Annotated in this window: 20 protein-coding genes; 7 read left to right on the forward strand and 13 right to left on the reverse strand. The window is 58.2% G+C overall.

Annotated features, from left to right (window positions below; translation table 11 throughout):
- Nucleotides 1-53: 53 nt before the first annotated feature.
- From AC2A6O_RS01835 to AC2A6O_RS01845, 3 genes are all read right to left on the reverse strand, one after another.
- Complete coding sequence (locus tag AC2A6O_RS01835; protein WP_498925501.1) at nucleotides 54-1,841, reverse strand: ABC transporter ATP-binding protein; 1,788 nt, start codon at nucleotides 1,839-1,841, stop codon at nucleotides 54-56.
- 120 nt (nucleotides 1,842-1,961) lie between these two features.
- The gene (gene aspS / locus AC2A6O_RS01840; RefSeq protein ID WP_148584143.1) at nucleotides 1,962-3,743 is read right to left on the reverse strand and encodes an aspartate--tRNA ligase; all 1,782 of its coding nucleotides are present in this window, start codon (nucleotides 3,741-3,743) and stop codon (nucleotides 1,962-1,964) included.
- A gap of 164 nt (nucleotides 3,744-3,907) precedes the next feature.
- On the reverse strand, nucleotides 3,908-4,534 hold the full coding sequence (locus AC2A6O_RS01845) for a nucleotide-binding protein (protein ID WP_498925502.1): 627 nt from the start codon (nucleotides 4,532-4,534) through the stop codon (nucleotides 3,908-3,910).
- Between the two features lie 146 nt (nucleotides 4,535-4,680).
- Between AC2A6O_RS01845 and rnd the strand changes: the two genes are divergently transcribed.
- A complete protein-coding gene (rnd, locus tag AC2A6O_RS01850) occupies nucleotides 4,681-5,868 on the forward strand; it encodes a ribonuclease D (RefSeq protein ID WP_148584145.1) in 1,188 nt (395 codons plus the stop codon).
- A gap of 69 nt (nucleotides 5,869-5,937) precedes the next feature.
- Here the strand turns inward: rnd and AC2A6O_RS01855 are convergent, their stop codons facing one another.
- The 4 genes from AC2A6O_RS01855 to AC2A6O_RS01870 all read right to left on the reverse strand — a co-directional run bounded on the left by AC2A6O_RS01855 (nucleotide 5,938) and on the right by AC2A6O_RS01870 (nucleotide 11,595).
- Nucleotides 5,938-7,458, reverse strand: a complete 1,521-nt coding sequence (locus tag AC2A6O_RS01855; protein ID WP_148584146.1) for a Ppx/GppA phosphatase family protein — start codon at nucleotides 7,456-7,458, stop codon at nucleotides 5,938-5,940.
- A 1-nt stretch (nucleotide 7,459) separates the two neighbouring features.
- Nucleotides 7,460-9,682 carry an RNA degradosome polyphosphate kinase gene (locus AC2A6O_RS01860; protein WP_148584147.1) on the reverse strand — a complete coding sequence of 741 codons (2,223 nt, stop codon included), beginning with the start codon at nucleotides 9,680-9,682 and terminating at the stop codon, nucleotides 7,460-7,462.
- A 132-nt stretch (nucleotides 9,683-9,814) separates the two neighbouring features.
- On the reverse strand, nucleotides 9,815-10,495 hold the full coding sequence (locus AC2A6O_RS01865; RefSeq protein WP_498925503.1) for a P-loop NTPase family protein: 681 nt from the start codon (nucleotides 10,493-10,495) through the stop codon (nucleotides 9,815-9,817).
- Between the two features lie 2 nt (nucleotides 10,496-10,497).
- Nucleotides 10,498-11,595 (reverse strand): AI-2E family transporter, encoded by a 1,098-nt coding sequence (locus AC2A6O_RS01870; RefSeq protein ID WP_148584149.1) that lies wholly within the window; start codon nucleotides 11,593-11,595, stop codon nucleotides 10,498-10,500.
- A 405-nt stretch (nucleotides 11,596-12,000) separates the two neighbouring features.
- Here AC2A6O_RS01870 and purM point away from each other — a divergent pair, with 405 nt between their 5' ends.
- Nucleotides 12,001-13,077: a phosphoribosylformylglycinamidine cyclo-ligase gene (gene purM / locus AC2A6O_RS01875; RefSeq protein ID WP_498925504.1), complete on the forward strand. Its 1,077-nt coding sequence runs from the start codon at nucleotides 12,001-12,003 to the stop codon at nucleotides 13,075-13,077.
- On the forward strand, nucleotides 13,074-13,721 hold the full coding sequence (gene purN, locus AC2A6O_RS01880; protein WP_498925505.1) for a phosphoribosylglycinamide formyltransferase: 648 nt from the start codon (nucleotides 13,074-13,076) through the stop codon (nucleotides 13,719-13,721). The genes purM and purN overlap by 4 nt, the downstream gene beginning before the upstream one ends.
- 71 nt (nucleotides 13,722-13,792) lie before the next feature.
- Here purN and AC2A6O_RS01885 read toward each other — a convergent pair whose 3' ends face one another.
- Nucleotides 13,793-15,298, reverse strand: coding sequence for a phage tail sheath family protein (locus AC2A6O_RS01885; protein WP_498925506.1), 1,506 nt, complete (start codon nucleotides 15,296-15,298; stop codon nucleotides 13,793-13,795).
- A 219-nt stretch (nucleotides 15,299-15,517) separates the two neighbouring features.
- Here AC2A6O_RS01885 and AC2A6O_RS01890 point away from each other — a divergent pair, with 219 nt between their 5' ends.
- On the forward strand, nucleotides 15,518-17,134 hold the full coding sequence (locus AC2A6O_RS01890) for a Na/Pi cotransporter family protein (RefSeq protein ID WP_498925507.1): 1,617 nt from the start codon (nucleotides 15,518-15,520) through the stop codon (nucleotides 17,132-17,134).
- Nucleotides 17,135-17,157: 23 nt separating this feature from the next.
- On the opposite strand, the gene AC2A6O_RS01895 is transcribed toward AC2A6O_RS01890, so the two are convergent.
- The 3 genes from AC2A6O_RS01895 to AC2A6O_RS01905 are packed head-to-tail and all read right to left on the reverse strand — an operon-like array spanning nucleotide 17,158 to nucleotide 20,097.
- Complete coding sequence (locus AC2A6O_RS01895) at nucleotides 17,158-17,916, reverse strand: ABC transporter ATP-binding protein (protein ID WP_498925508.1); 759 nt, start codon at nucleotides 17,914-17,916, stop codon at nucleotides 17,158-17,160.
- On the reverse strand, nucleotides 17,910-18,974 hold the full coding sequence (locus AC2A6O_RS01900; protein WP_498925509.1) for a FecCD family ABC transporter permease: 1,065 nt from the start codon (nucleotides 18,972-18,974) through the stop codon (nucleotides 17,910-17,912). Before AC2A6O_RS01900 ends, AC2A6O_RS01895 begins: the two co-directional genes overlap by 7 nt.
- 1 nt (nucleotide 18,975) lies before the next feature.
- A complete protein-coding gene (locus AC2A6O_RS01905; protein ID WP_498925909.1) occupies nucleotides 18,976-20,097 on the reverse strand; it encodes an ABC transporter substrate-binding protein in 1,122 nt (373 codons plus the stop codon).
- Nucleotides 20,098-20,241: 144 nt separating this feature from the next.
- Between AC2A6O_RS01905 and AC2A6O_RS01910 the strand changes: the two genes are divergently transcribed.
- Complete coding sequence (locus tag AC2A6O_RS01910; RefSeq protein WP_498925510.1) at nucleotides 20,242-21,039, forward strand: class I SAM-dependent methyltransferase; 798 nt, start codon at nucleotides 20,242-20,244, stop codon at nucleotides 21,037-21,039.
- Nucleotides 21,040-21,287: 248 nt separating this feature from the next.
- Nucleotides 21,288-22,334: a FecR family protein gene (locus tag AC2A6O_RS01915; RefSeq protein ID WP_498925511.1), complete on the forward strand. Its 1,047-nt coding sequence runs from the start codon at nucleotides 21,288-21,290 to the stop codon at nucleotides 22,332-22,334.
- Between the two features lie 440 nt (nucleotides 22,335-22,774).
- On the opposite strand, the gene AC2A6O_RS01920 is transcribed toward AC2A6O_RS01915, so the two are convergent.
- Complete coding sequence (locus AC2A6O_RS01920; RefSeq protein ID WP_498925512.1) at nucleotides 22,775-23,158, reverse strand: hypothetical protein; 384 nt, start codon at nucleotides 23,156-23,158, stop codon at nucleotides 22,775-22,777.
- 363 nt (nucleotides 23,159-23,521) lie between these two features.
- Between AC2A6O_RS01920 and AC2A6O_RS01925 the strand changes: the two genes are divergently transcribed.
- Nucleotides 23,522-24,061: a helix-turn-helix transcriptional regulator gene (locus AC2A6O_RS01925; protein ID WP_498925513.1), complete on the forward strand. Its 540-nt coding sequence runs from the start codon at nucleotides 23,522-23,524 to the stop codon at nucleotides 24,059-24,061.
- An 18-nt stretch (nucleotides 24,062-24,079) separates the two neighbouring features.
- Here the strand turns inward: AC2A6O_RS01925 and AC2A6O_RS01930 are convergent, their stop codons facing one another.
- On the reverse strand, nucleotides 24,080-24,814 hold the full coding sequence (locus tag AC2A6O_RS01930) for a GntR family transcriptional regulator (protein WP_498925514.1): 735 nt from the start codon (nucleotides 24,812-24,814) through the stop codon (nucleotides 24,080-24,082).
- Between the last annotated feature and the right edge of the window lie 29 nt (nucleotides 24,815-24,843).

Raw genomic sequence — 24,843 nt, forward strand, 5'->3', positions numbered from 1 at the left:
AAAGCCCGGGCAGTGTCCCGGGCTTTTTTTGTTTTCGTGCAAAAGGTGCTGTCTTACTCGGCAGCCTCGGTGCGGTTCTGGAACTGCAGCTCGCACAGGCGCCGGTATATGCCGTCATGCTCGAACAATTCATCATGCGTGCCGCTCTCCAGGACACGCCCCCTGTCCATGACGAGGATCCGATGTGCGTGACGAACCGTGCTGAGACGGTGAGCGATCACCAGCGTGGTGCGCCCTTCCATCAGTTTTTCGAGTGCGGCCTGGATCTTGGCTTCGGACTCAGCATCAAGAGCGGAAGTTGCCTCATCCAGCAGGAGGATCGGCGCATCCAGCAGCATCGAGCGCGCAATGGCAATGCGCTGACGCTGACCGCCCGACAAGCGGCCGCCGCCATCGCCGGCCAGGGTGTTGTAGCCATCCGGCATTTCCAGGATGAAGTCATGGGCGTTCGCGGCCTGTGCCGCTGCCTCGATCTCTTCCTGTGAAGCTCCCGGTCTGCCGATTGCGATATTATCGCGGATACTGATGTTGAAGAGGTAGGAGTCCTGGCTGACGTAGGCAATGTTCCGTCTCAGAGAACTCATCGTAACCGACCTGATCGACTGTCCGTCGACAGTGATCGTTCCTTCCTGCGGATCGTAGAAGCGCTCGATCAGGGCAAAGACGGTGGACTTGCCGGCCCCGGACGCACCGACCAGCGCCGTTGCCTTGCCGCCTTCAGCCGTCAGGTTCAATCCGTTGAGCGCGGCCCCTTCCCCGTAGGAGAACTTGACGTCCCTGAATTCGACCTGCCCGTTGTCGACCTTGAGATCCGATGCATCTTCAACCTGCTCCAGATCCGGTTGCTCGTCGATCAGCTCGTACATCAGGCGGACACCGACCAGCGACTTGCTGAGATTGACATTCAGCCGGGCCAGACGGCGCGCGGGATCATAGGCAAGCAGCAACGCCGTAATGAATGCGAAGAAGGCACCCGGGTCCTTGCCCAGCTCCACCACCGAATATCCGCCGTAGAAAATGACCAGCGAAATTGCAAAGCCGCCGAGAGATTCCATCAAAGGTGAGGTCCGGGCCGTCAGGGAGGCGATCTTGTTGGACTGGCGTTCCACTTCGGCAACGGATGTGGCCATTCTCTGCTGCATCGTCGGCTCCATCCTGAAAGCCTTGACGATGCGAATACCCAGAACGGTTTCCTGCAGGGTTGAGCCGATCTTGGCGTTTGAGACCACCTGCCGCTTGGCATAGGTCTTGACCCGCTTCACCAGGAAACTCACGCCGACAACGATTGGTGGCATGATGACCAGGGCCAGCAGGCTCATCAAAGGATCCTGGACAATCATCACCCCGACAAGTCCGATCAAGGTCAGAACATCCCTGCCGAGGCTGAGCACGATCATGTCGATGACCGAACGCGCGCTGCCGGCGCCCGTGTTCACGCGGATGCCGAGTTCCGGCAGGGACATCCGGTCGAAATAAGCCTGGTCCTGTTTGGTCAGTCGATGGAAAAGGCGGTTCTGCAGATCCGCAACAATCGCGTTGCCGACCCTGGAAAGAACAACCATCTGACCGTAGGTCGAAGCGCCCTTCAGGGTGAATATGCAGATGACTGCTCCGGCGATGACATAGATCATCATCTTGTCGCGGTTGATGAAGACCTCGTTGATGACATCCTTCATGATCCAGGCACTTGCCGCAGTCGTTGCCGCAACCATGCCCATGAAGACAAAGGCCACCAAGTAGCGCGGGATATAGGCCCGGAGATTTTCGCTCAACAGGCGCTTGATGACTTGAACCGTGCCATCCGGGTCTTGCCAGATCTCCCATTTTGCAGGGTTGAGCACTGTAAGCCGCCTTTCCAATAACTTGCAAAGCATAACACGACTGAGGCCGGCAAGGCCGGCCTCTCGCCTCTTTCGCAGAGGGGTATCCCTATTTTGCGGTCACCCGCAAGTGGGATGTTCTCACGCGTCCGGCAAGTTCAGACGCAAATGCAGTTCGCGAAGCTGAGCCGATGCCGGTTCGCTCGGGGCCCCCATCATCAGGTCTTCCGCCTTCTGGTTCATGGGGAACAGCATGACTTCGCGGATGTTGGCCTCGTCAGCCATCAGCATGACCATACGGTCGATACCAGCGGCACAACCACCGTGCGGAGGGGCGCCATACTGGAATGCATTGACCATGCCGCCAAAGCGCCTGTCGACTTCGTCTGCCGGATAGCCAGCGATCTCGAACGCCTTGTACATGATCTCCGGCTTGTGGTTCCGGATCGCACCCGAGATCAGCTCGTGACCGTTACAGGCCAGATCGTACTGATACCCCAGAACGTCCAGAGGATCGCCTTCCAGCGCGTCCATTCCGCCCTGAGGCATGGAGAACGGGTTATGCGAGAAATCGATCTCGCCGGTTTCCTCGTCGCGCTCGTAAATCGGGAAATCCACGATCCAGGCGAATTCGAACCGGTCCTTGTCGCTATGGCCGAGCTCTTCGCCGATGATGACACGGGCCTTGGCCGCAACCGGCTCGAACTGCTTCGGCTTGCCACCCAGGAAGAACGCGGCATCGCCGACGTCGAGACCGAGTTGCGTACGGATCGCTTCGGTGCGTTCCGGACCGATGTTCTTGGCCAGCGGGCCGGCAGCTTCCGTGGAACCGTCTTCGGCCTTGCGCCAGAAGATGTAGCCCATGCCAGGCAGGCCCTGCTCCTGGGCGAACTTGTTCATGCGGTCACAGAACTTGCGGCTGCCGCCCTTCGGTGCCGGAATGGCGCGGATTTCCGTGCCCGGCTGTTCCAGCAGCCTGGCGAAGATGGCAAAACCGGAGCCGGCAAAATGCTCGGAAACGATTTCCATCTTGATCGGGTTTCTGAGATCCGGCTTGTCCGTGCCGTACCAGAGCGCGGAATCCTTGTAGGAGATCTGCGGCCAGTTGCGGTTGACCGGACGGCCGTTGCCGAAACGCTCGAAACAGCCGGCAATCACCGGCTCGATGGTGTCGAACACATCCTGCTGGGTGACGAAGGACATTTCCACGTCGAGCTGGTAGAAATCCGTCGGCGACCGGTCGGCACGCGGATCTTCATCGCGAAAGCACGGCGCGATCTGGAAATACTTGTCGAAGCCGGAGACCATCAACAGCTGCTTGAACTGCTGCGGTGCCTGCGGCAGCGCATAGAACTTGCCAGGATGCAGGCGCGACGGCACCAGGAAGTCGCGCGCGCCTTCGGGAGACGATGCCGTGATGATCGGCGTCTGGAATTCATTGAAACCGATGTTCCACATGCGGTCGCGCAGATCGCGCACCACATTGGAACGCAGAATCATGTTCTGGTGCAGTTTCTCGCGGCGCAGATCCAGGAACCGGTATTTGAGACGAACCTCTTCCGGATACTCCAGATCGCCGAAGACCGGCAGCGGCAGTTCCTTGGCCGCACCCAGGATTTCCATCTCACGGATGAAGACTTCAATGTCACCAGTCGGCAGCTCGGAGTTGATGGTTTCGTCCGTGCGCTTCTTCACGCTGCCGTCGATACGGATACACCATTCGGAGCGAACGGTTTCGGCCAGCTGGAAGGCGGCCGAGTCCGGGTCGACCACGCATTGGGTGACGCCGTAATGATCGCGCAGATCGATGAACAGCACCCCGCCATGATCGCGGACCCTGTGGACCCAGCCGGAAAGACGGATAGTCTGGCCTTCGTCGGACAGACGGAGGTCACCGCATGTGTGACTACGGTAGGGGTGCATTCTCATTCCTCGACATTTTTTCTTGGCATAGAAAATCGTAACGGCCCGCCGCAGGCAGGCCGAGTCCGGCTGCACAATCCATGTTGCGGAAGGAAAGTCAAGGAAAAGGCTTGCGCTCCGCCTGCCTCTCCCCTTCTGATCATGGAACGGTTCGGGAATTTCTCTCAGGCGTCGACGGCTTGCAACAGGGGATGCCACTGTCCGCGGATCTCGTGAGAACCGGCATCGGAATAATCGAACACTCCTGAGCCCGCTGCGGCGTGGCGGGCATAAACCACCCGTTCGGAAATCCGCGCAAGCAGCGGATAGCCTTTCTTGGCAAGCAATTGCTCCAGATCGCCGACCTGGTTGGACCGGCGGTCAATGCGATTGGCGACCACGTGAATGTCGGCCTTGCCCTTGCGAACACGCTTGATATCGGAAATGCGGTCGAGAAACTTCAAGGTGGCGTCCCAGTCGAACGCTGAGGCAAGAACAGGCACAACGATATCGGACGCCTCTGCGATCAGGTTCTTGGCCAACTCCGAGCGAAGCCCGCCAGGTCCGTCGATGACAACAGCGTCCAGATCCTTGTCCTTGTCGCCGATAGCCTCTTCCTTGGTCCAGTTGAGACCTTCGATCCGCGACAAGCTCTTGGGCCGGCGTTTGATCCAGGACAGGCTGGACTTTTGCCGGTCCGCATCGGCAAGCGCAACATCTTCACCCCGGGCGGCGAGTGCGACAGCAAGATTCGTGGCGAGGGTCGTCTTGCCGCAACCGCCCTTGGAATTCACCACCAGTATCTTGCGCATTTCCATTCCTCTGTGTGTTCTCTCGCAGACGCTCGCCTAAGCTTCACCATAGGCGCACAAAATGCGCCTTTTCAAGAGCTTCGGGCACGAAAATTACCATTTCGTGGCGACAAAGCGGCAGAACTCGGGTATAGCTTTTTGTCACCATGCACGTGATTACAAAAACAAAAGATCTCGCCGCTGCGTGTCAGCGTCTTGCCGCTCATGACTATGTGACCGTCGACACGGAATTTCTCCGTGAAACGACCTTTTGGCCCAAGCTCTGCGTCATCCAGATGGCAGGGCCTGACATGGCCTTCATAGTCGACGCCCTGTCCGAAGGGCTGGACCTTGAGCCCTTTTTCGAGCTTATGCGCGACCGCAGTGTGACAAAGGTTTTTCATGCTGCTCGCCAGGACATCGAAATCATCTATCACCTGGGTGAACTGATCCCGGCGCCACTGTTCGACACACAGGTGGCGGCCATGGTCTGCGGCTTCGGTGATTCCATTTCCTATGATCAGCTCGTCTACAAGGTCACTGGCGCCCGAATCGACAAGTCCTCCCGCTTTACAGACTGGGCCCGCAGGCCGCTGACTGCGAAGCAACTGGACTACGCCCTAGCGGACGTCACGCATCTGCGCGACGCCTACCAGTTCCTGAAAGCGAATCTCGCCGAGCAAGACCGCATCCACTGGGTTCAGGACGAGATGCAGGTTCTGACATCCGTCAACACGTACCGCACCGATCCGGAACAGGCCTGGAAACGTCTGAAGCTGCGCGTGCGCAAGCCGGTTGAACTGGCTGTCATGATGGAAGTCGCCGCATGGCGTGAGCGGGAAGCCCAGTCGCGCGACGTTCCTCGCAGCCGGGTTGTCAAGGACGACGCCATTTACGAACTGGCAGCTCAGCAGCCTCAGGATGCTGAAGCGCTTGGGCGCCTGAGAACCATTCCGCGTGGGTTTGAACGCTCAAAGTCCGCGGATGAAATCCTGAAAGCCGTCAGACGCGCGGTTTCGCTTCCAAAAAGCGAAATGCCGAAACTGCCCAAGGGCCGCCAGGCTCCGGACGGGTCAGCAGCAGCAGTCGATCTCCTGAAGGTTCTTCTGAAACTGGTCAGCGAAGCGCATGGCGTTGCGGCCAAGGTCATTGCCACCGTGGATGATCTTGAAAAGATTGCCGCCGACGACGCTGCCGATGTGGCCGCCATGAAAGGCTGGCGGCGCGAACTTTTCGGCGAAACCGCGCTCAAGCTGAAGCGCGGTGAAGTCGCCCTCGCCTTTCGGAATCGGCAGATCGTGGCGATTGAGCAAGCGCAACAGCCGGAAGATGTCGAAAAGGAAGCGGCGGAATAACCTCTGCCGCTTTGTTTCCTCCTCAAGTCCCCTGACTGACGATCCCCACCATTCGCCGGCGCATTGACCTCAGCCGGCGTTGACCGCGACATCGGCCTTGATGACCTTGCTGAGCTGGTTCGCCCGTTTACGCAGGCGCTCGCCGTCAAGGTTGGCCAGTTCCTTGCCAAGGTCGAGCGACAATCCCTTGTCCGTTTTGGTGATGCCCACTTTTGGCAGCATACCGGCAATCGACGCGCTCAGGAGCGATGCGACCCGCATGGTTGCGCCGAGAACCTTGGCGCGAATGCGCAAACGGTCGGTGAACAGTTCCCGGATGACGGGCGAGAGATCGCCTTCGCGCAGGCCCTGGTGGCGATAGAAAACCGCCGCTGCCAGATAGGCGCGGCTGGCATGATCCAGACCGACGAAGGACGCGTTTGAAATGATATTGAGGCTCTGTTCGCCGCGATAATCAGGATGAGCGCGCCAGCCGATATCGGAGAGCAGACACGCCGCGTGACGCAGCCGAGTCTCATTGGCGGTTTCTTCGATGCCGAGTTCCCTGAACAGCGTGTCCGTCCAGACAATCAACTCCTCGGCGTGGGCGGGAGAGCGCGCCCGCAGGATGCACAGTTCGCGCGCGGCTTCGATCACCGGATCATGGGCCTGCATTTCCAACGGCAGCTTTTCGTGCAGAAGCCCCTCGCGAACGCCGGTTGCGGAAAAGACCAGGCGCTCCGCCTTCATCGACAGCAGCACCTGCTCCAGCACGACCGCCCCGATCGGCACCAGCGGGCGGCGCTGTTTGGAGACAATCTCGGCAAGTTCCACACCTTCGAGATTGGGAACGGCGATCCGCTTGCAGAAGGCAATCGCCTCTTCCGCGCTGATTTCGTAATTGTGCATGACGTGCAGCGGATAATTGTTTTGCTTCAGATGCAGACGGCCCAGCGACCGCCACGTGCCGCCGACGGCATAGAAGGTTCGTTCGCCGGGTGCCAGATCAGGCCATTGAAAGTCCTTGAGCGCAGCTTCGGTTATTTTCTGCGCCTTTGCGATCTTGCCGTCGGCTTCCTCTGACAGGCGCAAGCCGCCAAGGGGGAACGTTGCTCCAGTGCCAGGCTTGTTGTCAGCGATTTCCACCAGTTCCAGGCTGCCGCCGCCCATATCGCCCACAATGCCACGCGGCACCCAGAAGCCCGCAATCACGCCAAGGGCGGAATAATAGGCCTCCTCGTTGCCGTCGAGAATGCGAACAGGCGCCTCCAGAGACCGCTCGACCTCGCGCACGAATTCAGGGCCATTTTTCGCATCGCGCGCCGCTGCAGTCGCAACGATGTAAATGTCCTGACAGCCGGTGTGTTTGATCAATGTCTTGAAACGGGTCAGCTCACCAAGCGCCAGACTGACAGAATCGTCGGCGAGACGCCCCGTGGCGGCAATGCCCTTGCCAAGACCGGCCAGCAGCTTCTCGTTGAACAGCATCGTCGGTGTGCGGGCCTTGCGCTCATAGATCACGAGGCGCACGGAGTTTGAACCGATGTCCACGACTGCGATGGGGCCGGACCCGTTGAGACGGCCACGTGCCGGGTGAAACTCAGCAGCCATGCTAACCTCGTTTTTGCCGTTCCAGGAACGGCCTCGGGCGGTCACTCTTCAACGACTTGCCACGCCCTGACAGTGACGGGTTGGTCATGAAATATTGATGCGCATTGAAGGGTTCTTCATTGGCATTCGGAACGATGCGCTCATGGCTGCCGTCGGAAAGGATGCGCCAGCTTTGCTGGTTGTCCTTCAGGTTGGCCACCATGATCTGGTCGAGCACCTGCTCGTGCACGGTCGGTGTCTTGAGCGGCACAAGAACCTCGACCCGCCGGTCAATGTTGCGCGGCATAAGATCCGCAGACCCGATGTAGACATGGGCCTCCGGCGACGGCAGTCCTTGTCCGTTGCCGAAGCAATAGATGCGCGAATGCTCCAGAAAACGTCCAATGATGGATTTCACCCGGATGTTGTCGGACAGGCCCGGAATGCCGGGACGCAGACAGCTGATGCCACGAATGATCAGATCGATCTGCACCCCCGCCTGGCTCGCACGGTAGAGCGCGTCAATGATCGCCGGATCCACAAGCGAGTTCATCTTCCACCAGATCTGCGCGGGACGTCCGGACCGAGCGTGCTCGATTTCGTTTTCGGTCATTTCCAACATGCGCTGACGCAGATTGACAGGAGAGACCATCAGATTGTTCAGCTCCGCCGGCTGAGCGTAGCCGGTGATGAAGTTGAACACGCGGGCGGCGTCCTCGGCAATGCCGGGATCATCCGTGAAGAAGGAAAGATCCTCATATATCCGCGCGGTGATCGGATGGTAGTTCCCCGTCCCGATGTGGCAATAGGTCTTGAGCTGGCCGTGTTCGCGCTTGATCACCATGGACAGCTTGGAGTGGGTCTTCAGTTCGATGAAACCGAAAACGACCTGCACCCCTGCCCGCTCCAGGTCGCGCGCCCATTTGATGTTCGCTTCCTCGTCGAAACGGGCTTTCAGTTCCACCAGCGCCGTAACGGATTTACCGGCTTCGGCAGCCTCTGCAAGCGCCTTCACGATAGGGCTGTCGTTGGACGTGCGATAAAGCGTCTGCTTGATCGCCACCACATCGGGATCACGCGCGGCCTGCCGCAGATACTGAACCACCACATCGAACGATTCATATGGATGGTGAACGATGATGTCCTTCTGGTGGATCGCCGCGAGGCAGTCGCCGCCGTGTTCGCGAATGCGTTCGGGGAAGCGCGCGGTATAGGGCTGAAACTTCAGATCCGGCCGCTCAAGATCGACAATCTGGGACAGGTTGTTGAGCGCAAGCAACCCGTTTGCCAGAAAGATCTCGCTTTGCCCGACACGCAGGGCCTCGGCCACGAATTCGCGCAGGGCCGGCGGTGTGGTCTCCTGAATCTCCAGGCGGATCACAGAGCCACGGCGGCGGCGGCGCAGGGCGCTCTCGAACAGGCGGACGAGGTCTTCCGCTTCTTCTTCGATTTCCAGATCACTGTCGCGAATGACACGGAAGGCGCCCTTGCCGCGGATCTCGTAGCCGGGAAACAGGCGCCCGATGAAAAGGCTGACAACCTTCTCGATCGCGATGAACCGGGCTGCGCCATCTTCACCGTTGGGCAGTTGCACGAAGCGGTCGACCTGGCTCGGAATTCTGAGCAGCGCGATCATGCCGCGCCCGCCGGACGTCGGCACCAGTTCGAAGACTATGGAAAAGCCGAGGTTCGGAATGAACGGGAACGGATGGGCCGGATCGATGGCCAGCGGCGTCAGGACCGGAAAGACATAGGCAAGAAAATAGTCTTGCAGCCAGACCTTGTCCGCCTGGTCCAGCGTCTCGCCTTGCGGAATCTCGATGCCCTTGTCGGCAATCTCACGGCGCAGTTCCACCCAGATCTTCTGTTGCGAGGCCTGCAGGTCGCGCACGGCGTCGCTGATTTTCTGAAGCTGTTCGGTCGGTGTCAGGCCGTCGTCGGACAGATTGGTGACATCCGCCCGTTGCTGGCCGCGCAGACCGGCAACGCGCACCATGAAGAATTCGTCGAGGTTGTTGGCAGAGATTGACAGGAACCGAACACGCTCAAGCAGCGGGTGGTTCGGGTTCATGGCTTCTTCCAGAACCCGGAGATTGAACTGCAACCAAGACAGTTCGCGGTTCATGAAACGGGCCGGAGATGTAGCCAGCTCACCTTCCGGCACCAGATCGGGCGTGGCTCCCTTGGCATCGGCAGGAACTGTGGAAGCCGGTAGAATGTCAGAAAGATCAGAGACTTCGTTCATGGCATCTTCCCTTTTCCCTGCAGCGCCCGCTTCTATCAGCCAAAACCAGACATGCCCATTCTGCGCTTATGCCGCCGTGACTAACATGAAGTTCCAAGCGGGCAAATGACAGTCCTGTGGCAGTATCGGCGATTATTGGCCTTTATGCACATTTTCCAGAACCCGCCCGGCCAGTGGTTTTGTGATCTTCACCCGTCCGGCCAAAGCCTCCTGATCAATCGCTTCGACAGCCCGCATGGCAACCTCAAGCGACCGCTCCATTCGCACCACAAGATAGTCGACAACGCCTTGATCGACCGCAATCTGACGGTCGGCGAACAGTTTCACCAGCACCCGCCGCAGGAGGTCGTCATCCGGCTCCAGAATTTCCACAGGAGTTGCCGCCCGCAGGCGGGACTGAAGATCCGGCAGGGAAATCTTCCAGCTTGCAGGCCAGGTGCGGCTGGTGATGAGCACAGTTTTGCCGGCCTGGCGCGCTGCATTGAGAAGGTGAAACAGCGCCGTGTTGTCAAACCCCAGATGCGCGTCCTCGATCACCGTGGACGGCGCTGCGACGAGCGTTTGCACAGAGTTGGCAGTAAGCTCAGCCGCGGGCAGAACGACCGCACCGGTTTCTTCCTGAAACGCCCGCACAAGATGGGTCTTTCCCGCCCCGACCGGCCCCGCAAGCACAACGACCGGTGACGGCCAGTCCGGCCAGCGTTCCAGCAATTCGAACGCAGCCCGATTGGAGCCTCCAACCAGATAGTCATCACGGCTCAGGGCCGCTTCATGCGGCAATTCCAACGGCAACTGGCGCGGTGTTTCCGCCATTTCTACTCTGAAACCTGTTCTTCTTGTTTCGACGCGGGATGGTCTGCTCCCTGATAGACAGGGCTTGCCAGATACTGGTTCAGGGCGAAGCGCGCAAGCACGCCGATCATCGCGGCTGCCGGAACAGCGATCAGCATCCCCACAAATCCAAAGAGATATCCAAAGGCAAACAGGGCAAACATCAGCGCCACGGGATGAAGTCCCGTGCTGTCACCAACAAGTTTGGGCTGCAGGATATTGCCTTCCAGAAACTGGCCGACAGCAAAAACTATTGCGACGGCGACAATCCAGGGCCAGTCCGGCCAGAACTGAACAACGGCCACACCGAGGGACACAACAAGGCCCAATCCGGCCCCCACGAAGGGAATGAAGCTGACGAGGCCGGCAGCCATGCCTATCAGGAGGCCGAAGTTCAGTCCGACCAGCGCCAGCGAGACGGCGTAAAACGAACCAAGGATCAGGCAAACCGACACCTGCCCGCGCACAAAACCGGCGACCGCCTGGTCCATTTCCCGCGCAAGTTCGCGAATTTTCGACAAATGAGGGCGCGGCAGCCAACTGTCTATGCGCGCAACCATGCGGTCCCAGTCCAGCAACAGATAGAAGGCAACCACCGGCGTAATGACGAACAGCGACAGGATCGACAGCAACGCCTGGCCGCCACTCCACAGCGACTGCGCCAGCTTGCCGATAAAGGAAGCCCCCTGCCCGATGAGATTGGACATGGAGGACTGGAGATCTTCCGCACTTATGCCGGCGACAGACGCAAGATTGGCCGGAAAGTTCTTCGACAGAAGGCCCTGTAGCTTGCGGATCAGCTCCGGAAACTTCTCAAGGAAAAGCGAGAGCTGATTTCCCAGAAGCGGCAGGATCAGAATGAAGAACATCACCAGGATGAGAACGAAGGCAAACAGGATGCAAAGCGTCGCCCACATGCGCCCCATGCCCAGCTTTTCCAGCCGGTCGCACACCGGGTCCAGCAGATAGGCGACGGCCATGCCCGCAACGAAGGGCAGAAGCACGCTGGAAAAGACATATAGAAAAAGACAGAAGACGAAGAGGGAGATCAGCCAGAACTGTACCTGACGGCGAAGGGTCATGAATGGCGCTCCTCGGTTGTTCCGGCGCGTGAAAATGGCTTTCCTCCGGACATGGGATTAAACCCTGCCTCGGGTCAAGTCCAGAAAAGTCAGCTTTGCGCGGTCCTGGTCCAGCTCAGAGCCGCATCAGCCGGTCTTAAAAACCGCCGGATCCGCACCGGACTGTTCGACAGACGTCTTCATCGTCTCGCGAAGGCCCAACCGGTTCATACGGCATACCGGCCCTGGCTTTGCCGAAAATGCACTTTCAGGCCCGTGAATGGACCTCGTAACAAAGAAAGATGCGGAAGTTTCCTCGCCATCTGTTCTTAAGCCCTGCACAGAGCGGCTCGCCTCTTGTGTTCCTTGGCGGCAGACTGTAATCCGCACTGGCACAGCCAACCGCACGCAGTCTCGGAGTGCCCCATGAGCGAATCCTCTGGTCCCAACGGCCTGACCTATGCCGATGCAGGTGTCGACATCGACGCCGGAAACGAACTGGTGAACCGCATCAAGCCGCTGGTCAAGGCAACATCCCGGCCCGGGGCCGACAGCGACATCGGTGGCTTCGGCGGCCTGTTCGATCTGAAGGGCGCAGGATTTCAGGATCCGATCCTTGTGGCGGCCAATGACGGCGTTGGCACCAAGTTGAAGATTGCCATTGAAACCGGCCAGCACCGCACAGTCGGCATCGATCTTGTCGCCATGTGTGTCAACGATCTCGTGGTTCAGGGCGCAGAACCGCTGTTCTTCCTCGACTACTTCGCGACCGGCGCGCTGGACGTGGCAACCGCGACGGATGTGGTGGCTGGTATTGCAGACGGCTGCAAGATGGCAGGCGCTGCATTGATCGGCGGTGAAACGGCCGAAATGCCGGGCATGTATGTGGAAGGCGACTACGATCTGGCCGGGTTTTCCGTTGGTGCGGTTGAGCGTGGCGCAATCCTGCCGCGTCCAGATGTTGCCGCAGGAGATGTACTCCTTGGCCTGGCCTCTTCCGGTGTCCATTCCAACGGCTATTCCATGGTCCGCAAGATCATCGAACTGTCCGGCATGACCTGGTCGGATGCAGCCCCATTCGCTGCCGGCAAGACACTTGGCGAAGCTCTGATGGAGCCGACGCGCATCTACGTCAAACCTCTGTTGGCCGCGCTGAAAGAAACATCCGGCATCAAGGCGCTTGCCCATATCACAGGCGGTGGTCTTCCGGAAAACCTGCCGCGCGTTCTGCCGAAGAATTGTTCCGCGCACATCGATCTTTCTCAGATCAAGGTTCCGGCCGTATTTGGCTGGCTTGCGAAAAACGGCGGCGTTGCCGAAAAGGAAATGCTGCGCACCTTCAACTGCGGCACCGGAATGGTGATTGTCGTTTCCGCAGAAGAAGCAGATACGGTTGCCGATGTCCTCACCAAGGCAGGCGAAACGGTTAGCAAGATCGGCACCATCGAGGCTGAGGGCAAAGCACCGGTGCTCTTTGAGGGCAGTCTGGACCTCGGCGCATGAGCCGGAAAAAGACAGCCATCCTGATTTCCGGGCGCGGTTCCAACATGGGCGCGCTGATTTCCGCCGCCATGTCTCCCGACTATCCGGCCGAAATCGCCTTGGTTCTTTCCAACCGTCCAGATGCAAAGGGACTGGAGCGGGCTGCGGAATTCGGCATCCCGACGGCCGTTGTCGACCACAAGGACTACGCAGGCGATCGCGAAGCGTTCGAACGATCCGTTGATGCCGTGTTGAAGGATCACAAGATTGAGCTGGTGGCTCTTGCCGGTTTCATGCGTATCCTCACGCCTTATCTCGTCAATGCCTGGGCAGGCAGGATGATCAACATCCATCCGGCCCTGCTGCCTTCGTTCAAGGGCCTTGCCACACACGAGCGGGCCTTGCAGGAAGGCGTCAAATTGCACGGTGCGACCGTGCATTATGTATCGGCTGAAATGGATGATGGGCCGATCATCGTACAGGGCGCCGTTCCCGTTCTTGACGCCGACACGCCCGACACGCTGGCCGCCCGCGTTCTGGACGTAGAACACCAGATCTATCCCAAGGCGCTCTCGATGGTTGCCAGTGGCAAGGCCAGGGTGTCCGGAACACGTGTGACCGGCAGCAGCGACAGCGTAGACACAGAGACGCTTATCTGGCCGTAGACGGCATGGCGCTTTTTCACTGACAGTGAACTGATCGCGGGTTCCTCAGGCAAATTTTCCTGACCTTCGGATCAATCTTGCTTTGTCTGGACCTGCAAGCGGAACGGCAGCACCAGAAATTCAGCTGGCCGAAGAAGGGAAACCTGCACGACAATGTTCATGGTGCCGGTCTCGACATCTATAGCGGTCATGGTCGTACCAAGTCCGACGTCTACGCGGTAAGCCTCATCAGGAGTAGCACCGACGAACGCTCCGGCTTTCCAATAAGAATTCAGAAAATACTCAATCGAATGCTTGATCGTTACCCAGGTTGGTTCGGTGTTGGGTGAAAACACGAATGCATCGAGCGCTGCCTTGATTGATTGTTCCAGCATGATCGCCGTTCGGCGGACATTCACATAGCGCCATTCAGAGCTGTTACTGGCCAGCGTGCGCGCGCCCCAGACAAGTGTACCGCGTGCCGGAAACGACCGGATCGCATTCACGGCCTTGCCGTCCAATGGGGCGTTCAGATCTTCCTGCTCCGCATCGGAGATAACTATGCAGGGTGATACGACGGAAGATAGCCCAATGTTTGCAGGCGCCTGCCAGACGCCGGTATGGTTGTCGGTCCTCGCGTAGGCACCCGCCAGCGCACTTGACGGAGGCATGACATTCAGCGCTGCGACCGCATGCTCAATGAGGTCCTTGTAACGTTTCGAAAGAACTCTCAAGCCTTGCTCACAACCTGCCTTATCAGCGTCGGATGTTTTGTCATGCACCACCAGATCAAGCGTTCTTTCCAGCGCGGCTTTTTGGGCGTCGCTCCCCTGTGCGCTCGGATCCTGCCGGACATAATCGAAAAAAGCCTTTCGGGTGTCGGCAGAGATGTTGTCGAAGGTCAAATCAGAGGCGACATGCAGGGTGGTGTTCACCCAGGGATAATATGCGACCGCGAAGCTCAAGTCTTCTGCCGTGAGCATATTACGTAGGCCGGTCTTCCCCGAGATCACGTCAGCCTCGTCGTATGTTCTCTTCCTGTCACCGTTGAACACATCCACAATGGCGACACGTTTTTGGGTCTCGACACAATGGGCAAGGCCCTTGTCCCAGACAGTCTTGTAGTCCTCCGGTGACGGCAGGAGCACCGCCTCCGGAATGACGACCATCGACGGCTCCTCCTGCAGGGCGACTTCCTGCCAGACAGCCTCACTGAAATGCTCCGCGGACTTTGCAATCGCGGGCTCTCCCTCGCCATAACAAGCGACTGACAAAATCCAGCATTTGCTGCCGCCATTTTCGAAGAACAGGCGTATGGCCGAGTGCAATATGAAGTTGCTTGCGTCCTCCAGTTCCAGAACCGGTTCCCCTGCCCGCAGGCTGAAGTCAAACCGTGCTGCCGGTGCTTTGCCGAAACATAGTTCAAACTCCTTCAATGAAGTGACCCGGACCGGTACGCCGGTCACATCCGCGCCCTGCTGCGCGGCCCTTTCCGTGTAGCCGATGAAGATCGGGACATCTGTCGCGACTTGCACAACCTGTGCAGGAAAGGCATTTTTCTCGACGATGTAGACTCCCGGAGCCTCATACTTCTTCATCTGCTCTTCCTCGTGACGCGGCCTCCGGCAGAAGCTTGACGCGCTTGCCCGGTACAGGCTCCCACAGTCGCCCCGGTGACCAAAGGACTTTCCGCCAGACGTTGCAACCGCTCTCAGAAGCACGTCAGGTTTGGCTTTACGTTCACAGTTCACGCGACAGCGCTACGGATAGTATCTTGCCTGATTGTGGACGCTCATCCGGTCGGATAACGTCACTGCATGTTTTCAAGTTTCCTGTCGGCGCTTGGCGGCGTTGGGCTGTTTCTGATCGGGATGCTGCTTCTGACCGACGGGCTGAAGGCCCTCGCTGCGCAGCGCATGCGGGATGTCTTGTCCAGGTTCACGTCAACGCCCTTGTCCGGTGCCGCGACAGGCGCCCTCACCACGGCGGTCATCCAGTCTTCCAGCGCAACCACGGTTGCGGCCGTTGGATTTGTGGCGTCGGGCCTCCTCACCTTTCCCCAGGCGCTTGGTGTCATATTCGGCGCAAATGTCGGCACCACCCTGACAGGCTGGCTGGTTGCGGTCCTCGGCTTCAAGCTGGACCTCGGTCAGATCGCCCTGCCTTTCGTGTTTTTCGGTGCGATCGCCAGGCTGGTCTTCCACGGCCGTATCGCGCTGATCGGCCAGGCACTCGCCGGCTTCTGCCTTATCTTTATCGGCATCGAGCACATGAAAGACGGTCTGGACGCCTTTAGTGGAGTCGTCACGCCCACCGACTTTCCCCCGGACACACTCTTCGGTCGTCTGCAGCTTTTGTTTATCGGCATGCTGATAACCGTCGTGACCCAGTCCTCCAGCGCAGGTGTCGCAACAGCGCTGGCGGCTCTCGGTGCCGGTGCCATCAACTTTCCGCAGGCAGCCGCCCTGGTGATCGGTATGGATGTCGGGACCACATTTACCGCAGCCCTGGCGACCATCGGTGGCGGCACCATGGCCCGGCGCACGGGCTATGCACACGTGATCTACAACGTCCTGACCGGTGTCATGGCGTTTTTTCTTCTGGGCCCGTTTCAGCTTGTGGCAGGAACGGTGACCGGAAACGGTGACGCGCAGATTGCCCTCGTCGCATTTCACAGTTCTTTCAATGCGCTCGGCGTGCTTCTGGTCCTGCCTTTTGCGCGGCCTTTTGCCCGTCTGGTGGAAAGACTGGTTCCCGAAAAAGGCTCCGACCTGACCAGCCGTCTTGATCCGCTCGTGCTGCGGGACCCGCATGCCGCCGCTGCACTGGCCGGGCAGACGATAGCCGAGCTGGACGCCGCCATCATCGACAGGTTGCGTGGCAGGCTGGGTGCAAAGCCTGCTTCGCATGAGGGGCTAGATAGGGAGGACCTGGTCAAAGCCATTGCAGAAACACGGACCTATCTGGACAGGATCATCGTCCCGCCCAATGACATGGTGTTCCAGGAAGCGCTAAAGGGGCAGTTTCATATCCTCGATCACCTGGCCCGCCTGCTATACCGCTGCGAGCAGAGACAGAGGATCGATGAGCTGGCGCTGGATCACAGGCTGAAGCGTCAGGCGGGTCTGATCCTTGGTGTTACCGGCATGTCCGCAAGACAGAAGGACGTCAAGACACAGGAAAAGACACTCGACCGGCTTCGGCTGCTGATGCGGCGGCAGCGCCGGCTCAATCGGGACCGGCTGATCGCGATGGCGGCCGCGGATAAGGTGCCGGCGGAAACCGTCTGGCTGAAACTGGATGCCCTGCGCTGGCTGCACAGGGTCGCCTATCACCTTTGGCGGATCCGGTTGCACCAGAATGTGCTTCTGGACGCGAACCGGGATCTGGCCTCAACCGTCGAGGAAGCCCGCATTGACGTCGACCAGGATTGATCAATGCGGGCTGCCTTTTGCCGTCAGGCGGCCGACCGGTCGATGATGACGTGATTTTCACCGCGCGAACAGGCTTCGACACGCGCTTCCACACGGTAGATATCCCGCAGCATCGAGGCGGTAATGACATCCTGTGACGGGCCGGCTGCCATCAGGCGTCCGCCGGAGATCACCATGGTGTTCCGACAGAAGCGCAGTGCATGATTGAGGTCGTGCAAGGCGATCAGCACCAGAGTGCCTTGGCGGCGTGCGAGGTCACGCATGAAGTTCAGAACTTCGACCTGCCGGTACAGATCCAGCGCGGATGTCGGTTCATCCATCATCAGCACTTCCGGGCGGCGCACCAGAGCCTGTGCAATTGAAACGAGCTGCCGTTGACCGCCGGACAGTTCACCGAGGTTGCGGAAGGCCAGTCCATCGATTTGCAGGGCTTTCAGGATCTGATCGATTTCGATCAGCTCGGCATCTTTCACACGCCAGCCTTCGCCCTGCTTGGCTGCCAGCAGCACAGATTCATAAACCGTCAGCACGGCATTGGCGTGCGTGTCCTGGGGCATGTAGCGGATCGCGTCGCGCGGTGATGCCTTGTTGCCTTCGAGGACCACCTCGCCCGGCCCTTTCAACAGCCCTGCGATGCGCTTGAACAACGTCGACTTACCCGCAGCGTTTGGCCCGATCACTGCAGTCAGTTCACCGCCCGAAAAAACCGGGGTCGAAACCCCTTCCACCGTAAGTGTGGAGCCGTAGCGAGCCCCCAAGTCTTTTAATTGCAGGGTTACCATGACTGCCTCCGATCCGCGAAGATGAGCACGAAGAAGAACGGCACACCCACAAGCGCTGTGATGACGCCGATCGGCAGGATCGCCCCCGGCAGAAGGATCTTGGAAACGACGGATGTCGCCGAGAGCATCAGCGCACCGCACAAGATGGCGGCAGGCAGGAAAAATCGCTGGTCTTCACCCACCAGCATGCGGGCGATATGCGGTCCGACCAGTCCGACAAAGCCGATGGTGCCGACAAAGGAAACCGGTATGGCGGCCAGGAGACTGACGCCAAGCAGCGTCTTAAGACGGAGGGACTTGATGTTCACGCCGAAACTGGCTGCCTTTACGTCGCCGAGCCTCAGCGCCGTCAAGGCCCAGGAATGGCGCGCGAAAAACGGAATGCAGACGATAAGGATGGCGAATGTCGCCATGACCTTGCCCCATGTTGCCTTGGTGAGCGATCCCATGGTCCAGAACACGACGGCAGCGAGCGCCTGTTCGGATGCAAGGTATTCCAAAAGTGACAGCAGCGCATTGAAGGTGAACACCAGCGCAATGCCGAGAAGCACGATGGTTTGAACGGTCACGCCCCGGACAGTCGACATCAAATAGATGAACAGCGAAGCGGCCATGGCCATCAGGAAGGCGTTGAGCGGAACCATGTAGTGTACCGCAGCCGGAAAGATCGCAACGCCGGCGACAAGGCCAAGGGCCGCGCCGAAACTGGCCGCAGCTGAAATGCCGAGCGTAAACGGACTGGCCAGCGGATTGGCGAGGATCGTCTGCATCTGCGCGCCCGCCAATGACAGACAGGCGCCGACGCTGATCGCCATCAGTGCGACCGGCATACGGATGTCCCACAGGACCACACGGGTCTGCAGGTTCGCGCCGGAGGGATCGATCAGGGCGGCGAGCACTTCCGACAAGGGATAGCGGGCTGGCCCAAGAGCAAGATCCAGTGAAAAGCTGAACGCCAATGCGACGATCAGACCGCAAATGACAAGAATTCGCCTGAACGCAAGGGCGCGGTAAAGACCGCGCCCCTCCTCAGCCGGAATAAAGTCCGAAACCGCCATGTTACTTACTCGAATTCAACGACACGAAGTAGCCGGGCCGGTAATCGATCGGCAGGAAACGGTCGTGCAGTTCCTTGAAGGTGGCATCGGGATCAAGATCGGCAAAGAGATCTGGATGCAGCCACTTGGCAATCTGCTGGATCGCCACAAACTGGTAAGGGTTGTTGTAGAACTGGTGCCAGATGGCGTGCACGTTGTTCTCGCGGACGGCCTTTACACCGGTAAAACCAGGGCGCTTCATCAGCTTTGCGAGCTTGTCCCCGGTGACTTCCGGATCGGCACCAGGTCCGACGCCAACCCAGTTGCCGCCAGGAATATAGAGTTCCCAGTTTGCACCGGTCACGATGATCTGGTCCGGATCGGACGCGATAATCTGCTCCGGATTAACAGTGCCGAAAGTGCCCGGGATGATGTCGGCCGCCAAGTTTACGCCACCGGCCATTTCCACCATCTTGCCGAAGTTCCCATCGCCGAAAGACATGCAGCAATCGTCGGAATATCCACCGGCGCGCTCCATGAACACGACGGGTTTCACGAGATCCTTTTGCGCTGCCAGCTTGTCGGTCACCTTGGCAATTTCCGCCGCCCGGAATTCGATGAATTCCTCGGCCTTTTTCTCCTTGCCGAAGAGCTTGCCGATCAGGCGCATGGAAGGCTCGGTGTTTTCCATCGGCTTTTCACGGAAGTCGACGTAAACGACCGGAATACCAACCTTGTTGAGCTTCTCGATATAGCCGCCTTCTTCGGTGGCCACCTTGGCATCCAGGTTCAGGATGATCACGTCCGGCTCAAGCGCAACAGCCTGCTCCACATCGAACGTGCCGGTTTTCGTGCCACCGAAAGTCGGCAGATCGGTCATTTCCGGATACTTTTCGAGATACTGGTGGTAGCCGTCGTTATCCGCCTTCTCGAAATCGTCCCGCCATCCGACGACACGCTTGAAGGGATCTTCGCTATCCAGTGCCGCCGTGAAATAGATCTGGCGTCCTTCGCCCAGAATGACCTTTTCCACCGGCACTTCGACCTCGACCTTGCGGCCGGTAATATCCGTCACCGTTACCATGTCACCGGCGAGAGCCGCCACGGGAACAAGAGTTGCCGTTACCAGCAAAGAGACTGCCAAGCCTTTGATTTTGCTCACATCCGCCTCGAATTTTCCAGAGGTTATAAGTTGAGTTTTAAATTCTTGTTTTTGGTATTTTTCCTGAGTATATGAGTCAAGAAATATCTTTTGGAATGGTTCCAACCAACCGGAGCGGCAGCCCATATGAGCGACGCGGACACTCTTTCGAATTTCGATTTGCGTGAGGAAATCAAGGAATATTGGGGCATGCGGGCGGAGACGTTCGACAGCCAACCCGGCCATGAAATTTTTTCCACCGAAGAGCACACCGCCTGGAAAAACCTGTTCAAAAAGCATCTTGGTCCCGGCAATTCCCGACGTGTTCTCGATCTTGCCTCTGGAACCGGAGTGATCTCGCACCTGCTTGATGATCTGAACTTCAATGTCACCGGCATGGACTGGGCAGAGCCCATGCTTGCGAAGGCGCGTGAGAAGGCAAAGACACGCGGACGGGCAATCCGCTTTCTGCTAGGAGATGCCGAACGCACGATGGAACCATCCGGCAGCTATGACGCGATCACCTGCAGGCATCTCGTCTGGACGCTGGTCGACCCGGCGTCGGCTTTTGCCGAATGGCACCGGGTGCTGAAAGCGGAAGGGCGATTGCTCATTGTTGACGGAGACTTTGTCAATCCAGGTTGGTTCGCAAGACTTCTCGCCACCGTGTCGAAAACAAGAGCGCTTTTCGGCAACCAACCTGAAGCGGAAGCAAAGCCGGCCGGCATGATGGAAACCCATCGCAGCATCTTGTCGCGCGTTCATTTTTCTAACGGAGCAAAAGCGGAAGCAGTGGTGGACCTGCTGCGGGACGCAGGCTTCAGACAGATTGTCGTCGACACAGATCTCAAGGCCGTTCACAGGGCCCAACGGCGTCACCTCCCCTTCTTCAAGGGATTGGAGAGAGCCACCCAGCACCGCTACGCGATCTGCGCGCTGAAATGAAACGCCTTAAGCGTGGAGATTGCTCAGTGCGCCAAATAAAACAAGCAATAATTTCAACCTGTGATGTATAAATAAGCTTCTGAATAACCCGCACCTGCAAATGTAAAAAAGGATATCTATTCTTCACCCTGCGTTAATCGGACATCAATTAGGATTTATTACGTCACAATAACCGAGTATTCGTCATGCATGCTGGCTGCGCTGTTTTCAAGTTCTCCTTCAACAGCCGGTTGGCCGGACGCAAGTCCTTGAACATTTTCGTTTCAGCGTTACTCCTGACGCTGCTGCTTGTTCCCCTGTCCGGCGGACTGTCTAAAGCGGCTGCTGCCGAATGGCTGATCACACGTCTTTCCGGAACAGTCTACCTCGTCGCACCTGGCATTCAGGCGCATCGGGCCCGCAAGGGCATGGCCCTGAACAAGGGATATACGATTGCGACCCGAAAGGGTGCACGCGTCGTCCTGCAACGAGGCCACGATTCCATCACCGTTGGCCCCAACACGGAATTTGCACTGTCTCAATATCGTAGCAACGACACTCAGACCACGCTCCTGCAGCGAAAAGGCACGATCGAAGTCGATGTCGAGAAGCGCGGCATGCCGTTTTTCAAGGTTGAAACGCCCTATCTTGCGGCCGTCGTAAAAGGAACGCGGTTCACTGTAAGGGTTCGGAACAAGGAAAGTCAGGTGACGGTCAGTCGCGGGGTTGTGGGTGTCCAGGACCTTGAAACGGGACAGCGAAGCGACCTGCGATCCGGACAAAGCGTTCGCAGCGCCCCTGATAAGTACACCGGCCTGAAATCCGTCGGCAAGACACGCGCCGCTATCCAGCCAGGCAAACCGGGCAAACCTTCTTTCGGCAAAATCCAGACAAGCCCTTCCCCGGCCGGGCAGCCCCCCCGGCGCAGCATCTTCGGCGGGCTTAACAATCTGTCGAATGACAATGGCAACGGCGGTTCTTCCGGCCACTCCGACAATCATGAATCACATGGAAATTCCGCCGGAAATTCAGGTGGCAACCACGGTTCGAGTTCTGGCAACTCTTCTGGCAATTCTTCTGGTAATTCTTCTGGCAATTCCGGTTCTGGCGGCTCTTCCCACGGAGGTAGCGCAAGCGCTGGTGCCTCGTCTGGCGGAGCGAGCGCCGGCGCTTCGGCCGGAGGAGCCAACGCCGGAGCTTCCGCAGGAAGTGGCGGTGCAAGTGCCAATGCCTCGGCAGGCGGAGTAAACGCAGGGGCTTCTGTCGGTGGTGGCGGTGTCAGCGCAAACGTTGGCGGCGTCTCTGTCGGACGCTAATTTGATTTCCGGTTTCTGATTTTAGCCTTATCAGGATGGAAGAGACGACGCAGGCGGTGACCCCGTCGATGCCTCGGTGATGATTTACGGCTCCGTCTGCTTGATCGTCAAAGTCGACCATTTCGCCGGCATCTACCTAAAGACCGCCACATCACCGCAACCTGCGTCCCCGGGGCCGGTATCGTCTGCGCCATTCCGGGTTTCATGAAATTCCTGAAGACCGCAGGCCCGGCGCCAATCCCGGTGACTGGAAAATCACCCTAACTGTGGTGCGGCTGCGCGGCAGGCACTCAAAAAACTGATGCATCCCGCGATTATTTGACCGCGGGATGCCAATGATCACAGCGACCATACCTCTAGCCGCCTCAAGTACAGACGCTTCAGTTGGCACGTCTCACTCAGGCTCAACTGACGTGGATGCTGGTCACTTTCGGCCAACGTCAATCATCGTCCCGGCCGTTGTCATCATCATTGCCGTTATCGTCTCCACGGCCATGGTCATTGTCGTGGTCACTGTTATGGCCATTATCGTCCCCACGACCATTGTCATGGTCGCCGCCGTGGTCATCATTTCCGCTACGTCCGTTGTCGTCATCGCCCCGCCGGCCGTGGTCGTCATCCCTATGCCCCCGGTCATCATTGTAGGACGCAGACCTGGTTTCCCCATTCCCGCCTCTCCTGTCGTCATCCCGGGTATTCCCCGCACTGGAACCAGAAAAGTCGCCAGAGATCAGCTTATGCAAAAAGCCATTGTCCTCCGACATGGCAGCTGAGGAGCCGCAGAACAGCAACAAACTTGCCAACACCACATGCACTCGTTTCATTTCCATTCTCCTTGTTTTTTTCCACCCCAATGTCCATGCGACCCCGTCAGTCCTTTGGACGGGGTCCCAACATCACGCTTGAGAGCCGACCACGCTGCATTCTGGAGCGACGCTTTTCCGCCAAACTGACCAGCGCCCAAAGAACAAAAGCAAAAATCAACCCTTATCTATATTTTTACTTACGTATTTTCACATATTTGCAAAATTTCATTATCCTCTCTTTTTAATTTCAGCAATCAGTCGAACCTTGATCTGCAAATACGTTCTCCCAACAGCCTTTTTCTGCTAAATTTGTCTATAAGCAGATGCTTATCGAGCGTAAAACACTACGTTTTTCATTTTTGGAGACAGACAATTCTTCAGATGCGGACTTTACCAGGTCACCCGTTTTCATCGCTGAGGTTGACGACGCTGTTGGCAGTCGTCCTGCTGCAAGCTGCGAGCGCGATCTTTTTTATCGGCGACTTCTTCTGGGAAATTCACCTGTCCGGCTTGGTAAGCCATACCTCGTTCGAAGGTCTTGCAACGTTTGGGCTTGTTTCCGGTGTCTTGTTTGGTGTCGCTGAAATGGCGCGCATTCAACGCTCGGCGAGGATGGCCGAGAATTCGCTCAAGATCGCGGCAAATGCATTTGGCGAAATGATCACGGAGCGCTTCGAGACCTGGTCCCTGTCAGCGTCCGAAAGAGATGTCGCGCTGCTGACCATCAAGGGCTTCGACGTGGAGGAAATTGCGCGACTCCGAAAAACGGCCATAAGCACGGTGAGAGCACAGCAGGCAAGCATCTATGCAAAATCACAGACGCACAACAGGGGACATTTCGTGTCGTCCTTCATTGACGCCCTCGTCGAGACGCCGGTAATCGCGTCCGGCACAAGCGACCAGGGCAAGCAGGAAACCTGAGCCGAAGGGGCAAAGGTGTCAGCCCCGCAGCGCCTCGTTCAACGACGTGCCGCCCGCCGGCCTCTCTTTCAGGTCCAGGCCTGAATGCAGATCGACGATATGACTTTTCTGGATCTTTTCCGCTGCTGCGCCATCGTGCTTTTCGAAGGCGTTCATCAGGGCATGATGCGAATGACTTTCGCAGGCTGTATCCGACCGTTTCCAGTAGAGCGCGATGATCAGCGAGGACCGGGAGATCAAGGAACGGATCATGCCGGCAAAAACCCGGTGATCGGCGATGTCGGCTATTTCCGTATGGAAGTTTCCGGACAGAAACAGCGCCTTGCCCATGTCGCCCGAATGAAGCGCGGCATGCTCAGCGTCCAGATGTGCGTGTAGCTGCGCCAACTGCCGGTCGGTGATTACGTCTGCCGCCAGGCGCGCCACGGCTGGTTCTATCAATGCGCGCGCCTGAAACACCTCATGTGCCTCGCGGATCGACGGTTTTGCAACGAAGGCACCACGGTTCTTTTCCATGGCAACCAGTCCGGAGTGGGCAAGCGCCTGAAGCGAGGCGCGCACAACGGTGCGGCTGGCGCCGTAGATTTCGCCAACCTCGTCTTCCGACAGTTTCAACCCTGGCGTCAGCTTGTGTTCCAGAATGGCGGTTTGAAGCTTGAAGCAGATATCAAGTGCCCGGCCCTGTGGCAGGGCAAAGACTTCATGCAGCTTGCTGCGTTGATCGAGTTCGGCAGAGGTCACAGGTTTGGTCATTTTTTTCTTGAAGTGCCCAATTGGGGGTT

The sequence above is a fragment of the Labrenzia sp. ATLA3 genome (assembly GCF_057180185.1).

Bases quoted from the DNA above. Each gene is read 5' to 3' on its own strand.
- aspS (WP_148584143.1), bottom strand. From the start codon at position 3,743: ATGCACCCCTACCGTAGTCACACATGCGGTGACCTCCGTCTGTCCGAC.
- AC2A6O_RS01845 (WP_498925502.1), bottom strand. From the start codon at position 4,534: ATGCGCAAGATACTGGTGGTGAATTCCAAGGGCGGTTGCGGCAAGACG.
- rnd (WP_148584145.1), top strand. From the start codon at position 4,681: ATGCACGTGATTACAAAAACAAAAGATCTCGCCGCTGCGTGTCAGCGT.
- AC2A6O_RS01855 (WP_148584146.1), bottom strand. From the start codon at position 7,458: ATGGCTGCTGAGTTTCACCCGGCACGTGGCCGTCTCAACGGGTCCGGC.
- AC2A6O_RS01860 (WP_148584147.1), bottom strand. From the start codon at position 9,682: ATGAACGAAGTCTCTGATCTTTCTGACATTCTACCGGCTTCCACAGTT.
- AC2A6O_RS01865 (WP_498925503.1), bottom strand. From the start codon at position 10,495: ATGGCGGAAACACCGCGCCAGTTGCCGTTGGAATTGCCGCATGAAGCG.
- AC2A6O_RS01870 (WP_148584149.1), bottom strand. From the start codon at position 11,595: ATGACCCTTCGCCGTCAGGTACAGTTCTGGCTGATCTCCCTCTTCGTC.
- purM (WP_498925504.1), top strand. From the start codon at position 12,001: ATGAGCGAATCCTCTGGTCCCAACGGCCTGACCTATGCCGATGCAGGT.
- purN (WP_498925505.1), top strand. From the start codon at position 13,074: ATGAGCCGGAAAAAGACAGCCATCCTGATTTCCGGGCGCGGTTCCAAC.
- AC2A6O_RS01885 (WP_498925506.1), bottom strand. From the start codon at position 15,298: ATGAAGAAGTATGAGGCTCCGGGAGTCTACATCGTCGAGAAAAATGCC.
- AC2A6O_RS01890 (WP_498925507.1), top strand. From the start codon at position 15,518: ATGTTTTCAAGTTTCCTGTCGGCGCTTGGCGGCGTTGGGCTGTTTCTG.
- AC2A6O_RS01895 (WP_498925508.1), bottom strand. From the start codon at position 17,916: ATGGTAACCCTGCAATTAAAAGACTTGGGGGCTCGCTACGGCTCCACA.
- AC2A6O_RS01900 (WP_498925509.1), bottom strand. From the start codon at position 18,974: ATGGCGGTTTCGGACTTTATTCCGGCTGAGGAGGGGCGCGGTCTTTAC.
- AC2A6O_RS01910 (WP_498925510.1), top strand. From the start codon at position 20,242: ATGAGCGACGCGGACACTCTTTCGAATTTCGATTTGCGTGAGGAAATC.
- AC2A6O_RS01920 (WP_498925512.1), bottom strand. From the start codon at position 23,158: ATGAAACGAGTGCATGTGGTGTTGGCAAGTTTGTTGCTGTTCTGCGGC.
- AC2A6O_RS01925 (WP_498925513.1), top strand. From the start codon at position 23,522: ATGCGGACTTTACCAGGTCACCCGTTTTCATCGCTGAGGTTGACGACG.
- AC2A6O_RS01930 (WP_498925514.1), bottom strand. From the start codon at position 24,814: ATGACCAAACCTGTGACCTCTGCCGAACTCGATCAACGCAGCAAGCTG.